General features: G+C 62.0%; 12 protein-coding genes and 1 pseudogene. 4 read left to right on the top strand and 9 right to left on the bottom strand.

Features of this window, described 5'->3' with window-relative positions; genetic code table 11:
- Positions 1-325 precede the first annotated feature (325 nt).
- Both LJE91_09180 and LJE91_09175 read left to right on the top strand, forming a co-directional pair.
- Positions 326-1,158: pseudogene (locus LJE91_09180) on the top strand (hypothetical protein).
- A gap of 103 nt (positions 1,159-1,261) precedes the next feature.
- Entirely contained in the window at positions 1,262-3,898 is a 2,637-nt protein-coding gene (locus LJE91_09175; protein MCG6868880.1) for a glucosidase, read from the top strand.
- A gap of 57 nt (positions 3,899-3,955) precedes the next feature.
- Here the strand turns inward: LJE91_09175 and LJE91_09170 are convergent, their stop codons facing one another.
- The gene (locus LJE91_09170; GenBank protein ID MCG6868879.1) at positions 3,956-4,216 is read right to left on the bottom strand and encodes a hypothetical protein; all 261 of its coding nucleotides are present in this window, start codon (positions 4,214-4,216) and stop codon (positions 3,956-3,958) included.
- Positions 4,217-4,409: 193 nt separating this feature from the next.
- Between LJE91_09170 and LJE91_09165 the strand changes: the two genes are divergently transcribed.
- Complete coding sequence (locus tag LJE91_09165; protein ID MCG6868878.1) at positions 4,410-4,976, top strand: nucleotidyltransferase family protein; 567 nt, start codon at positions 4,410-4,412, stop codon at positions 4,974-4,976.
- A 140-nt stretch (positions 4,977-5,116) separates the two neighbouring features.
- On the opposite strand, the gene LJE91_09160 is transcribed toward LJE91_09165, so the two are convergent.
- The 6 genes from LJE91_09160 to sdhC form a co-directional block, all read right to left on the bottom strand.
- Positions 5,117-5,566 (bottom strand): hypothetical protein, encoded by a 450-nt coding sequence (locus LJE91_09160; protein MCG6868877.1) that lies wholly within the window; start codon positions 5,564-5,566, stop codon positions 5,117-5,119.
- Positions 5,523-5,774 carry a succinate dehydrogenase assembly factor 2 gene (locus tag LJE91_09155; protein ID MCG6868876.1) on the bottom strand — a complete coding sequence of 84 codons (252 nt, stop codon included), beginning with the start codon at positions 5,772-5,774 and terminating at the stop codon, positions 5,523-5,525. Before LJE91_09155 ends, LJE91_09160 begins: the two co-directional genes overlap by 44 nt.
- Positions 5,771-6,475 (bottom strand): succinate dehydrogenase iron-sulfur subunit, encoded by a 705-nt coding sequence (locus tag LJE91_09150; protein MCG6868875.1) that lies wholly within the window; start codon positions 6,473-6,475, stop codon positions 5,771-5,773. The genes LJE91_09155 and LJE91_09150 overlap by 4 nt, the downstream gene beginning before the upstream one ends.
- A gap of 385 nt (positions 6,476-6,860) precedes the next feature.
- Positions 6,861-8,648: a succinate dehydrogenase flavoprotein subunit gene (gene sdhA, locus LJE91_09145; protein ID MCG6868874.1), complete on the bottom strand. Its 1,788-nt coding sequence runs from the start codon at positions 8,646-8,648 to the stop codon at positions 6,861-6,863.
- Positions 8,649-9,014: a succinate dehydrogenase, hydrophobic membrane anchor protein gene (gene sdhD, locus LJE91_09140; protein MCG6868873.1), complete on the bottom strand. Its 366-nt coding sequence runs from the start codon at positions 9,012-9,014 to the stop codon at positions 8,649-8,651.
- Complete coding sequence (sdhC, locus tag LJE91_09135; GenBank protein MCG6868872.1) at positions 9,011-9,400, bottom strand: succinate dehydrogenase, cytochrome b556 subunit; 390 nt, start codon at positions 9,398-9,400, stop codon at positions 9,011-9,013. Before sdhC ends, sdhD begins: the two co-directional genes overlap by 4 nt.
- A gap of 353 nt (positions 9,401-9,753) precedes the next feature.
- Between sdhC and LJE91_09130 the strand changes: the two genes are divergently transcribed.
- The gene (locus tag LJE91_09130; protein MCG6868871.1) at positions 9,754-10,698 is read left to right on the top strand and encodes a folate-binding protein; all 945 of its coding nucleotides are present in this window, start codon (positions 9,754-9,756) and stop codon (positions 10,696-10,698) included.
- A 23-nt stretch (positions 10,699-10,721) separates the two neighbouring features.
- Here LJE91_09130 and lysS read toward each other — a convergent pair whose 3' ends face one another.
- Entirely contained in the window at positions 10,722-12,215 is a 1,494-nt protein-coding gene (gene lysS / locus LJE91_09125) for a lysine--tRNA ligase (GenBank protein ID MCG6868870.1), read from the bottom strand.
- A gap of 125 nt (positions 12,216-12,340) precedes the next feature.
- Positions 12,341-13,469, bottom strand: a protein-coding gene (gene prfB, locus LJE91_09120) for a peptide chain release factor 2 (GenBank protein ID MCG6868869.1) whose coding sequence is annotated in 2 segments (ribosomal slippage) — positions 12,341-13,363 and positions 13,365-13,469 — 1,128 coding nt in all. Because the reading frame shifts where the segments join, the coding sequence is not laid out codon by codon here.
- Positions 13,470-13,523 lie beyond the last annotated feature (54 nt).

Here is a 13,523-nt window from a genome sequence, read left to right as displayed (position 1 = left end):
CGCCGGGTGAGCTGCGAAGCAGTGAACGGCTTGGGCAGGAAGCCCAAGACCGGTGCCCAAGCAAAGCAGGGACAGCGCCGCGCCGGGATCGTTCGTCATCAAGGCGCGACAACAGGCGCATAGTCAAACGATGTCACTGTTGTCGCAACACGGAGGACGAACAAAAAGTCAAGCAGGATGGAATGTCATTTGACAGAAATCGCCTAAACACCCATCACACTGGAATCGCTGCAAACCTTGCGGGACATTATGAACACAGTTCGATTCGGGCGCGCGATCTGCGGGGACCTGGTTCAGTCAGAACGCAGGGAATGGTGGCTCGCCACTGGACAACGCTGTCGATGCGCCTCTATGGTCTGTCGAGGCGTGGAGACGTTACCCTGCCAGCAGTCAAGATCTGGAGTCTTTGCGACGCGCCTTTCCGGCGATAGCCGACATCGCCGATAATTTTATCAACGGAACTCGCTTTGGAATCGTTGCTGACCCGAAGGACGGCTTGCTTCATGCCGGAGAACCGGGCGTGCAGTTGACCTGGATGGATGCACGGGTAGACGACCGTGTCGTTACCCCGCGAATAGGCAATCCCATCGGAGTCAACGCCCTGTGGTTTAACGCCCTGGCCAGCCTGTCCGGGTTCGCAAGGGCCTTGCGATCCGACGAGACCCGGTTTCAACTACGGACTACCAGGGCACGGCAAGGATCCCGCCGGTTTACCAACCCCCGGACAGGGTCCCTGTATGACGTGATCGACGGCCCGGGCGGACCCGATGATTCGATACGACCCAATCAGATTCTCGCGATCGGCCTTCACCATAGCCCGCTGGATAGGCTTGCCATGACCAGGGTGATACGACAGTGCCACGACCTCCTGCTCACATCGTATGGACTGCGATCCCTGTCGCCTGCCGATCCGCGTTACTGCCGCGCCTACACCGGCGGGATCGCGTCGCGTGACGGCTGCTACCATCACTGTGTGGGCGTGGCTGCTGGGGTCCCTACGCTATCGCGGCGTATAAAACACACGGTGATGCGGCCCGCGCGCGCAGACGACTTGAGGTGGTTGCAGATCACCTGACGGACGCGGGACTGGGAAAGGTCAGCGAAATATTGGATGCGGAGCCACCGCACTTGCCGCGGGGATGCCCCTCGCAGATATAGTCGGTCGCCTGTATTCTGGACGCATGGCTGTTACTGCATGAAGCGGAGACGAGTAAACCAGAGGATCGATGCAATGGGACGGAGATCCGGCCCGGAACCTGAAATGTCAGCAGACACCTCAGAACAGCTACGTCTCGAAGAGGATCGCACTGGCGGGAAACCCTGGAAATTGTGGGGGCCCTACCTGAGCGAACGACAATGGGGAACGGTACGGGAGGACTACAGTGCGAACGGCACCGCATGGGACTACCTGCCCCACGACCGTGCCCGCAGCCGAACCTACCGCTGGGGTGAAGACGGAATCGCCGGACTGAGTGACGAACATCAGCGCCTTTGCATTGCGCTTGCACTATGGAATGGACGGGATCCGATACTCAAGGAGAGGTTATTCGGACTCAATAACGCGGAGGGAAACCACGGAGAGGACGTCAAGGAACTCTATTACTATCTGGATGCCACACCGACACACTCCTGGCTGCGGATGCTCTACAAGTATCCCCAGCGTGCATTCCCCTATGAACTCCTGGTCCGGGAAAACCGTGCCAGAGACGCCGGGATGCCGGAATATGAAATCCTGGACACCTGCGTTTTCGATGACGACCGCTACTTCGATGTCTTCGTGGAATTCGCCAAAGTGGCCCCCGACGACATTCTGATACGCGTCTCGGCTCATAACAGGGGACCGGATCCGGCACCCCTGCACCTGCTACCCCAACTATGGTTTCGAAACACCTGGTCATGGAAGGCGGGAAAGGCACGGCCGACGCTGAAACAGGGCCGGGACTGCGTCGTCGCCTGGCATCCGACGCTGGGAACGTACCGATGGTACGCCGAGGGCGATCCCGAGTACCTGTATTGCGACAACGAAACCAATGCCCCTCGCCTGTTCGGGACGCCCGACACGCCCGGATACTACAAGGACGCATTCCACGATTACGTGATATACGGGCGGCAGCATGCCGTGAACCCCCTACACACCGGCACGAAGGCCGCGGCGCACTACCGCCGTTCGATTCCCGCCCGATCGTCAGTCGAGTTACGGTTGCGGCTGACCCGCTCAATCCAGGACGATCCGTTCGGTAGTTTCAGATCCCTCTTCGAACGACGCCGCGAAGAGGCAACCGAGTTCTACACGGCAATTCAGAAAGGAATCGAGGATCCGGATTCGAGAATGATTCAGAGGCAGGCCATTGCGGGACTGATCTGGAACAAGCAGTACTATCATTTCCATGTCTATCGCTGGCTGGAAGGCGATCCGGCTCAACCGGCGCCACCGCCGGAGCGGCGCCATGGACGCAATCATCAGTGGGCGCATCTTCACGCCGCCGAGATCATTTCCATGCCAGACAAGTGGGAATTCCCCTGGTTCGCCACCTGGGACCTCGCGTTTCACTGCATCGCCCTAGCGCTGGTCGATGCGGAGTTCGCCAAGTCGCAGTTGTTGCTGCTCACCCGCGAGTGGTACATGGACCGGGACGGTGAACTCCCCGCCTACGAGTGGGCCCTGAGTGACGCCAATCCACCCGTTCACGCCTGGGCGACATGGCGTGTCTTCACCATTGACCGGAAACAGCGAGGTGATTCGGGTGATATCCGCTTCCTGGAGAGGGTGTTTCATAAACTCCTCATCAACTTCACCTGGTGGGTGAACCGCAAGGACAGCGACGGGAGAAACCTTTTCAACGGCGGTTTCCTCGGACTGGACAATATCGGGGCATTCGATCGCAGTGCGCCATTGCCCGGCGGCGGACGCCTGGATCAGACCGATGCCACCAGCTGGATGGCGATGTATTGCCTCAACATGATGCGCATCGCCCTGGAACTGGCGGTACACAACCCCGCGTATCAGGACATCGCCATCAAGTTCTTCGAGCATTTTCTGGGCATCGCCAGCGCGATCAATGGTGACTCGGTGTCCGGCGCGGGTCTCTGGAATGAACAGGACCGGTTTTTCTACTCGAACATACACCTGCCCGATGGACGCGTAGAGCCGATTCGGGCCCGCTCCATGGTCGGGATCATCCCACTGTTCGCCGTCGAGACGATCGAGCCCCAGATCTGGGAGCGTCTACCGGAATTCGAGAAGCGCCTGGAGTGGTACCTCGAACACCGGCCCGACCAATGCCGCCTCATCTCCCGCTGGAAGGAAACCGGGCACGCGGAACGGCGCCTCCTGGCCTTGTTGAGAGGGCACCGCATGAAATGTGTGCTGGAGCGGGTACTGGACGAGACCGAGTTCCTGTCGCAGTACGGGGTCCGCTCCCTGTCGCGTTATCACCGTGACAATCCGCTGGTCTTCGACATGGGTGGAGGAAAGCTCGAACTGAACTATCAACCCGGCGAATCCACCACCACCCTGTTCGGTGGCAACTCCAACTGGCGCGGGCCCTTATGGTTTCCGGTTAATTTCCTGCTAATCGAATCCCTGCAGAAATTCCACTACTACTATGGGGATGCGTTTCGCATCGAATGTCCGACCGGCTCAGACGTATTCCTTACCATCGATGAGGTGGCTAGTGAGATCGGCAGGCGACTGTGCCGGCTTTTCCTGAGGGATGAGGCGGGCCGTCGACCGGTATTCGGGCACTACGAGAAGCTGCAGTCCGATCCGAATTTCCGCGACTACCTGCTGTTTCACGAATATTTTCATGGCGACACCGGACGCGGTTGCGGTGCATCGCACCAGATGGGATGGACCGCGCTGGTCGCCAAATTGCTGGCGCCGCGATCACGGGGTTGATCGCCATCGATAGTCCGCCTGTCGAGGCCAGAGCGCGCCAGACGAACGGCGGCTACCCTACGAACCGTCTGACAGGACTTTCCGCATCGTCCCTCTCAAAAGGCCTGCGCTTTCCTGCAGATCCGCGGTGATCATCTCGAAACCCGCGATCCCGGTCCCGATCCGCGCCGCGGCCTCCATGCCATATCGACCATGCGCCAACTGATTCAATCCATTGGCGTAGAGACGTGCGGTGGTTTCCCCGTGACTGACGGCTCGGATAGCGGGTGCCGCGGCGTGCGGCTGGTATGAAATGAAGAAGGCGGCGGCAAGGGGCACACTGGAACGGACTGTCTCCGAGGGAAGCTGCTCGACGGGAACATGCAAGGTGTAGGACGTTCTGATCGTGGCCCCTGGCAGATGAAAGGGTGTAGATGGATCGGACTTGAGACATAGCGCGTGCGGATAGGGGGTTACCCGCAGGGTCTCAATTTCAATCGGTGCAAGCTCATCGCTGAGGTATCGAAAACCGTTGTGGAGCATCGCCCAGGCGGTCGTCGATTTGCCGCTGCCCGAGGCCGCCAGGGACCTGTTCGTCGCCCGGGGATTCCAGCGGCTCCTGCGTGCTCCGATGGAGCGAAAGCTCAGGGAATCCGGTCTGTGGCACGAGCAACGAAGGATCAAGGTGGACCTGCATTTCGGGATCGGACCGGCTCCGCTCTGGGGCAACGCGAGGTCGGTATCGATAGGGGCGTACGGTTTCGAAGGATTCGGAGCCTCGGACGTCGTCCTGGTCTCATGCGTCAATGCGGTCAGAGAGTACTGGAGCCAGTCCCTCTACCGCTATTGCGACATCCACGAAATGGTCAGTAACTACGGCGAGCAAAACTGGGATACCTTGCTGTCCCGCTCGAACGCACTGCGAGACAAGCGCTCCCGCAGGATCGCCGAACGTCTGGACCTCATCTTTGGCCCCAATCGCTTCGACCGCGAGTTCATCCACCTGCCTTCCACGCTCTCGCCCATGTACTACCTCATACGACCTGCACGCCTGGCGACGGCGTTCGCGAGGTCATTGCCCCAGAGGCTGAGGCGTTGACACTGCAGGTTGAGGGGCCCGTCTCCAGATAGGGCTACTCGCCGCGGACTCGTCCACCCTGAGGAATACCGGCCAGACGACGGTCCGGAAATATTCGCTGAGCGCGATTGCCGCCTGGAACACCTAGAACCCGGAGCAGGTCATCGATCGTGGCGACCGGAGAGCCTGAATCTCGCAACCAGGCGGCGCATCGTCTCCTCGTCGAGGGCATCGCGCAGCAGGACCAGCGAATGGGTTCGAAATCCGGGATGTTTGAAATTGAGCACCGAAACCTGCCGGGTCGCCATGCTGCCGGACCCGAGGGTGGCCTCGCGCACCCGGCCCTCTTGGTCCCAGACTGCCCACGATCCATCCGGATTCCACCGAGCCCCCCGCACCCCGCGGCCTCCCCGATAGAACACGGTTCGCCGCAAGGTCCGGGTCAGGTTGATGGCGAGCACCATGCCTCCCGAGGTGGATACCCACCAGGGAAAACCCATCGCGAAGAGCGACAACAACGCGGCGAGGTGAACGCAAACGAGCAGCCCCGCGAGGAGTCGCGACGGTTCAGGCTGAAGGACCAGGACCGGCCAGGACTCGTTCGACGACATGGGCTATTTCCCGCTCACCGGCTCCGGTCCGCCGGATCAACAGATCGAACAGTACGGGATCGGGAAACTCGAGCAGCCTGGCAAAGGCGTCGCGCTCGTGCGCGGGGGCGGTCGGATACCGGTGTCTCAGATAACGCAGCATCAGGGTATCCAGTTCCAGCGCCCCACGCCGGCACCGCCATTCGAGGACGCCTTGCGGAGTCGTCACGTGTCTCGACGGGCGATCATGCGCTTGATCCCCGAGATCGCCTTCGCCGGGTTGAGATCCTTAGGACAGGCATCGGTGCAGTTCATGATCGTGTGGCAACGGTACAGCTTGAACGAATCGTCCAACGCTGCCAGCCGTTCGTCGGTCGCCGCGTCCCGGCTGTCCACGATCCAGCGCCAGGCCTGCAAGAGGATGGCTGGGCCCAGATATCGGTCACCATTCCACCAGTAACTGGGACAACTGGTGGAGCAGCAGGCGCAGAGGATGCACTCCTCGTATCCCTTGAGCTTCGCCCGGTCGGCCGGTGACTGCAGCCGCTCGGTATCCGGAGGCTCATCCGCCGCGGCCTGCATCCAGGGTTTGATCGAGGCGTACTGCGCATAGAGCCGACTCAGATCGGGGACCAGGTCCTTGACCACACCCATGTGCGGCAACGGATAGATCCTCACCTCGCCTTGAACGTCATCGAGGTTCTTCGTGCAGGCCAGCGTGTTTCGACCATTGATGTTCATGGCGCAGGATCCGCAGATGCCCTCGCGGCAGGACCTGCGGAAGGCCAGCGTGGGATCGATCTCGTTCTTGATCTTGATCAGGCCGTCCAGAACCATCGGTCCGCAACGGTCCATATCGACCTCGTAGGTGTCCGTGCGCGGATTGTCACCCGTTTCAGGATCGTAACGATAGATGATAAACCGTCTTATCCGACCGGCATCCCCGGCGGTACGCCAGGTGCGTCCCGTCTTGACGACCGAATCCGGATGCAGGGTGAATTTCGCCATTCAGACGACCTCCCCGAGGCGGCCAATCCACCTTGACGGGCCAGGCGGACACCCGCCGAAAGGCCCTTGTACACCTGATACTTGCCCGGTCAGTCGCATCGAACACTCCTGCTCCGCGTTAGGCGATTTCTGTCAAATGACATACCATCCTGTTTGTCTTTTCGTCCGTCCTCCGTGTTACGACAACAGTGACATAGTTTGACTATGCGCCTGTTGTCGCGCCTTGATGACGAACGAAAATCCGGCGCAATCTGGTATGCCATTTTCCGGCAATCGCCTTAGCAATCTGTCTGAATAGACCCGTCGGTCAGTAAACGCGTTCCTTGGGTGGGATCGGTTCCACCGCATCGGTCAGTGTCTCGAGGTGTACCGGGCGGTAGTCCAGACGAACGTCGCAGCCATCGACCCAGGCCAGCGTATGCTTGAGCCATTCGGCGTCGTTCCGATCCGGGAAGTCCTCCCGCGCGTGGGCACCCCGGCTCTCCCTGCGCTCGTGCGCGGAGGCGATGGCAGCCAGGGCCTGTGCCATCAGATTACCGAGTTCCAGGGTCTCCACCAGATCCGTGTTCCAGATCAGGGAACGGTCCGAAATCGTCAGATCGTCGAGTTCCCCGCACAGATCACGCAACCGATCGTATCCCTCTTCGAGCAGCTCCGCGCGCCGGAAGACCGAGGCGTAACGCTGCATGGTCGCCTGCATCCTCGCGCGCAGGTCAGCAGCCGGCGTCGCGCCGTTCCCGTGCCGGATCCGGTCGAAGCGATCGATGCCGGCATCCGCGACGTCCGCCGGTAACGGTTTGTGCGGCGCACCCACCGAGATCGACTCGGCACAGCGCAGCGCGGCCGCCCGGCCGAACACGATCAGGTCCAATAACGAATTCGAACCCAGGCGGTTAGCGCCATGAACCGACACGCACGCGGCCTCGCCAACCGACATCAGGCCGGGCACGACGACATCGGGATCGCCGTCCTTCATAGTAACGACCTCGGCAAGGTAGTTCGTCGGGATCCCCCCCATGTTGTAGTGGACAGTCGGAACGATCCGGACGGGGTCCCGGGTGATATCCACCCCCGCAAAGATGCGGCACAGTTCCGCGATCCCCGGCAGGCGCTCTTCGATCAGCGCAGGGTCGAGATGCTCCATGTGCAGCATGGCATGGTCCTTCTCCGGCCCGACCCCTCGACCCGCGTTGATCTCCATCGTGATGGCGCGACTGACCACGTCGCGCGAGGCGAGATCGCCAGCCTTGGGAGCATACCGGGGCATGAACCTCTCGCCCTCGGAATTGGTGAGATACCCCCCCTCGCCGCGGGCACCCTCCGTGATGAGAATCCCGACGCCGTAGATCCCGGACGGGTGGAACTGGATGAATTCCATGTCCTGCAGCGGCAGACCGGCACGCAGCACCATCGCGTTGCCATCCCCGGTACAGGTGTGCGCCGAGGTGCAGGAAGCATAGGCCCGTCCATACCCGCCGGTGGCCAGAACCACCTTGTGCGCCCGGAAGCGGTGCAGCTTGCCGGTTTCCAGTTCCCAGGCGTTGACGCCACGGCACGCGCCTTCCTCATCCATGATGAGGTCGAGCACGAAATACTCGATGAAGAACTCCGCATTGAGGCGCAGGGACTGCTGGTACAGGGTGTGCAGGATCGCGTGGCCGGTGTGGTCGGCCGCGGCGCAGGTGCGCTGCGCGACTCCCTTACCCTGGTGCGTGGTCATCCCGCCGAAGGCGCGCTGGTAGATCCTGCCATCCTCGGTACGGGAGAACGGCACACCGTAGCGTTCGAGCTCGATGACTGCTGCGGGTCCTTCACTGCACAGATACTCGATCGCGTCCTGATCTCCCAGCCAGTCGGAACCCTTGACCGTGTCGTACATGTGCCAGCGCCAGTCGTCCTCGCCCATGTTGCCGAGCGCGGCGCTGATCCCGCCCTGAGCCGCCACGGTGTGACTGCGGGTGGGGAAAACCTTCGTGACGCAGGCGGTCGATAGCCCCGCTTCCACCAGACCGAGGGTCGTCCTCAGGCCCGCGCCTCCCGCGCCGATCACCACCACGTCGTGTCGGTGCTCGACGATCTCGTAGGGGCCGGACATTCAGTTCACCCCCGTGGCGATCTTCAGCACGGCGCCGACCGCGACGACTGCCAGCAGGGCACTGCCGATGCGAACGGCCAGGATACCGATCGTCTCGCCACGCTCGACATGGACATAGTCCTCGATGATCACCTGCAGCCCCAGTGCCATGTGGAAACACGCCGTCACGACCAGGGCACTAAGCAGCACCGCCGTCGCCGGTGAGGCAATCCAGACGGTCACCACGCCATGGTCCATCGTGTCGAGGGCGGCGAGTGAGAGGACCAGCCACAGAGCCAGCGGGGCCAACACCAGGGCGCTCAACCGCTGCATCAACCAAAACGGCGCGCCGCGCACGCCTGCGGGCGACTTCGAACCCCCGCTCATGCGCCCCCCGTGGCGATCAGCCAGGTCAGTACTGTCAGCACAACGGACGCGACGATGACACTCCAAGCGTAGAGGCCCGCCCGGTCGATATTGAAACCGTACCCCAAGTCCCAGAGCAGATGCCGCGCTCCGTTACAGAAATGAAAGTACAGGACCCAGGTCCAGATAAAGAGCAATACGAGCCCCGGCCAGGAGGTTGCGAAGCCCTGCACCACGGTCCACGGTCCTGGCCCCCTGGCAGCGGCGACCAGGACCCAGGTCAGGAACATCACCCCGATGACGAGCGCCGCCCCGGAGAAGCGATGCGAGATGGACAAGACCGCGGTGATCGGCAACCGATAGATCTGCAGATGGGGTGACAGCGGTCTCTGAGTCAGGGTTGGCATTTCGATCTCGGTAACGACGATGCGCCTGGCGTACCGTCGGTCAGACCCCGCTTGAAAACGAGGTATCGTGAGACAGCGATTGTTCCGAACTCGACGGCGCCCGTCAGTGCAGCAATTCAACCCGGCGCGATCAGAACAGGACACTACGGCCGACCGCCCGATCACGCGGAATCGACACACCGATTATGGGCTTCGAGAGGTCATGCTGGCAAGTAATACGCCAGCGGCATGGATCCATGCCTACCCTAAATCCAGGACCATCGAGGGAAATCCGTCAATCGCCGTATGGCTGAAAACCCGGACGGATTTGCCTATGATTCCGCGCATCGTACGGAACCGGAGTACCTCGCGGCATGAGCAAGATCGTCGACCTCGCGTTTCAGGACCTGATCCGGGTTTCCGGCCCGGACACCCGGGACTTCCTGCAAGCCCAGTTCTGCAATGACGTCGGCGGGGTCGATGAAGCCCGCCACCAACTCAACGGCTGGTGCAACCCCAAGGGACGTCTCCTGACGGTATTCCGGCTCTTTCTCCATGGAGATGCCTGGGTCATGCAGATGCCCTCCGGACTGCTGGAACCCGTGATAAGGCGCCTGCGCATGTTCGTCCTTCGCTCCAGCGTGACCCTCGAGGACGCCTCGAATAATATCGGCAGCCTTGCCCTGTGGGGAGAGCAGGCATCCGCCCTTATCGTCGAGGCGACCGGACTGGCATCCGTACCCGCACCGGGCAAACGCGCCAGCGACGGCGACCTGACGGTCCTGGGCATTCCTGAAGCAAACGGGGAGCGCTTCGAGATCTACGGCTCGACCGAGGAGATCGGGGCATTGAAGGAACGGCTGTCGCACCGGGCCGGGGCAGCCACCGGGGATGCCTGGCGGCTGCGCGGGATCCGGGCCGGTCTGCCCGTCGTCTATCCCGGCACGACCGAGCAGTTCGTCCCGCAGATGGTGAACATGGACCTCGTAGACGCGCTGAGCTTCAGCAAGGGCTGCTTTCCGGGGCAGGAGATCGTCGCCCGCACACGCTACCTCGGCAAGCTCAAACGCCGCATGTTCCGATTGGCGATCGACTCGAAAACGGTCCCACAGCCCGGAGACGAGATCTTCAGCACCAGACGGGCAAACGACGCGATGGGCACCATCGTCGATGCGGTGCCCGGGGATAAGGGCGAAGTGGAGGCGCTGGCGGTGCTTCGGCTCGACGACATCGGGGAGGACGAACTCCACATCGAACGGCCGGACGGGCCTGCGGCAAGGATCGAACCCCTGCCCTACGACCCCCTCCCCACCGATTGAGCACCCGGCGAACGTGGGTTGCCCTATTCCCCGCCCGGGCGCATGTGCGGAAACAGCAGCACGTCGCGGATGGAGGGGGAATCGGTCAGCAGCATCACCAGCCTGTCGATGCCGATGCCCTCGCCAGCGGTTGGCGGGAGACCATGCTCGAGGGCGTGGATGTAGTCGGCGTCGAAGTGCATCGCCTCCTCGTCGCCGGCCGCCTTCTCCGCGACCTGTGCCCGAAACCTCGCCGCCTGGTCCTCGGAATCGTTGAGCTCTGAGAACCCGTTGGCGACCTCCCTTCCACCGACGAAGAACTCGAACCGGTCGGTCACGAAGGGATCATCGTCGTTGAGCCGCGCCAGGGGGGAGACCTCGGCCGGATAGGCGGTAATGAAGGTCGGATCCATCAACCGATGCTCGACGGTCTTTTCAAAGATCTCGATCTGCAGCTTGCCAAGGCCCCAGGTCGGTTTAACGGGAATCTCCAGTCGTTCGGCGATTACCCGCGCCGTAGCCTCCGAATCCAGCTCGACGGCCTCGATCTCCGGGTTGAAGTGCAGGATCGACTCGCGCACCGCCATGCGTGCGAATGGCTCGGCAAGATTGTAGTCCCGTCCCTGATAGGGGATCTCCATGCTTCCCGTGACCTCGTCGGCCAGGCCCCGCAGCAGGTCCTCTGTCAGATCCATGAGATCGTTGTAGTCCGCGTAGGCCTGGTAGAACTCGAGCATGGTGAACTCCGGATTGTGCCGCGCGGAGAGTCCCTCGTTGCGGAAATTCCGGTTGATCTCGTAGACACGCTCGATACCGCCCACGACCAGACGTTTGAGGTACAACTCGGGCGCGATACGCAGGAACAACTGCATGTCGAGGGCATTGTGATGGGTCGCGAAGGGCCGCGCGGCGGCCCCACCCGGAATCGCCTGCATCATCGGTGTCTCGACCTCCAGGTACCCGCGCGCATCGAGGTAGTTGCGGATGAACTGGATTATCGCGCTCCGCTGCCGAAAGATGTCCCGCACCGGTTCGTTCATGATCAGGTCGAGGTAACGCTGCCGGTACCGCTGCTCCTGATCGGTGAGGCCATGAAACTTCTCCGGCAGGGGGCGCAGCGACTTCGTCAGCAGTCGCAGGTTCTCGACCTTGACCGAGAGTTCGCCGGTCCGCGTCCGGAACAGGGTCCCCTCGGCACCGAGGATGTCGCCGAGATCCCAGCCCTTGAAGTCCGCATAGCCGCCCTCGGGCAGCGCGTCCCGCTGCACGAAGAGCTGAATGCGGCCCGACATATCGAGCAGTTGGGCGAAACTGGCCTTGCCCATCACGCGCTTGGCCATCATCCGCCCGGCGACGGCGACCCGCACCGGGTTCGACTCGAACCAGGCATCGTCGCGTTTCCCGTATTCGGCATGCAATTCACCCGCCATGACGTTGCGGCGAAAGTCGTTGGGAAAGGCGTTCCCGCGATCGCGCAGGACCGCGAGTTTCTCGCGGCGAAGCGCGATGAGCCGATGTTCTTCCTGAGTGTCAGACATATTCTTCCGTGCGTCCTGAGTGGCGCGTTGCAATTGGGTCCAATGACCGGCGCTCCGGTGCGCCCCTTCGAGGCCAATCGGCTGAAATTCCGATCTGCACGCGTACGACAAGCCGCTACAAGCCGCTACAAGCCGCTCTGCAGACTGGCCTTGATAAAATCATCCAGAGCCCCGTCAAGGACGGCCTGTGTATTGCTAGTCTCCACACCAGTGCGCAGGTCCTTGATGCGCGACTGATCGAGCACATAGGAACGGATCTGGCTTCCCCAGCCGATGTCGGACTTGGACTCCTCGACGACCTGCTGCTCTGCGCGACGCTTCTGCACCTCCAGTTCGTAGAGCTTGGCCTTGAGCTGTTTCATGGCCATGTCCTTGTTCTTGTGCTGGGAACGATCGTTCTGGCACTGAGTCACCACACCGGTCGGCAGGTGCGTGAGCCTCACGGCCGATTCGGTCCGGTTGACGTGCTGCCCGCCCGCGCCGCTGGCGCGGTAGACGTCCACCCGCAGATCCGCGGGGTTGATCTCGATAGCGATGTCGTCGTCGACCTCCGGTGAAACGAACACCGCGGCGAACGAGGTGTGCCGGCGATTACCCGAATCGAAGGGCGACTTGCGGACCAGCCGATGCACCCCGGTCTCGGTGCGCAACCAGCCGAAGCTGTACTCGCCCTGGAACTCGATGGTCGCGCTCTTGATTCCCGCCACGTCACCCGGCGAGACCTCGATCAGTTCGGTCTGGAACCCGCGCCGCTCGCCCCATCGCAGGTACATCCTGAGCAGCATCTCCGCCCAGTCCTGCGCCTCGGTTCCGCCCGAACCGGCCTGGACGTCCAGGAACGCGTTACCACTGTCCATCTCGCCGGAGAACATGCGCCGGAATTCCAGGCCCGCAACCCGCTCCTCGTATCCGTCCAGATCGTTCGTCAGGTCATCGACGGCATCCTGATCGCCGTCCTCATCGGCGATCTCCAGCAACTCGCCCGCATCGGACAGGCTGGAGCCGATCTCTCCGAGGGTGCTGACGATCACTTCCAGCGAGGAACGCTCCTTGCCCAGGGACTGCGCACGCTCGGGGTCGTTCCAGACCTGTGGATCCTCCAGTTCCCGGTTGACCTCCTCCAGGCGTTCCCGCTTGGCTTCGTAGTCAAAGATACCCCCTAAGGGCCTCGATACGCCCCTGGAGGTCCTTGATGCGGTTCTGAACGGGCTGAATCTCCACGAATGTCGACTCCTCGGAAAAGCCTCGAATCATATCATGACGACGGGGTGCGACTTCATCGGAGGTCAGGACGCGCCTGCGGACAAG

This window comes from Gammaproteobacteria bacterium, assembly GCA_022340215.1.
Lineage (GTDB): Bacteria > Pseudomonadota > Gammaproteobacteria > JAJDOJ01 > JAJDOJ01 > JAJDOJ01.
The sequence above is the reverse complement of the archived record's forward strand: the minus strand, read 5'-3'. Positions and strand labels throughout refer to the sequence as shown.

Bases quoted from the DNA above. Each gene is read 5' to 3' on its own strand.
- LJE91_09175 (MCG6868880.1), top strand. From the start codon at position 1,262: ATGTCAGCAGACACCTCAGAACAGCTACGTCTCGAAGAGGATCGCACT.
- LJE91_09160 (MCG6868877.1), bottom strand. From the start codon at position 5,566: ATGTCGTCGAACGAGTCCTGGCCGGTCCTGGTCCTTCAGCCTGAACCG.
- sdhA (MCG6868874.1), bottom strand. From the start codon at position 8,648: ATGTCCGGCCCCTACGAGATCGTCGAGCACCGACACGACGTGGTGGTG.
- sdhD (MCG6868873.1), bottom strand. From the start codon at position 9,014: ATGAGCGGGGGTTCGAAGTCGCCCGCAGGCGTGCGCGGCGCGCCGTTT.
- sdhC (MCG6868872.1), bottom strand. From the start codon at position 9,400: ATGCCAACCCTGACTCAGAGACCGCTGTCACCCCATCTGCAGATCTAT.
- LJE91_09130 (MCG6868871.1), top strand. From the start codon at position 9,754: ATGAGCAAGATCGTCGACCTCGCGTTTCAGGACCTGATCCGGGTTTCC.
- lysS (MCG6868870.1), bottom strand. From the start codon at position 12,215: ATGTCTGACACTCAGGAAGAACATCGGCTCATCGCGCTTCGCCGCGAG.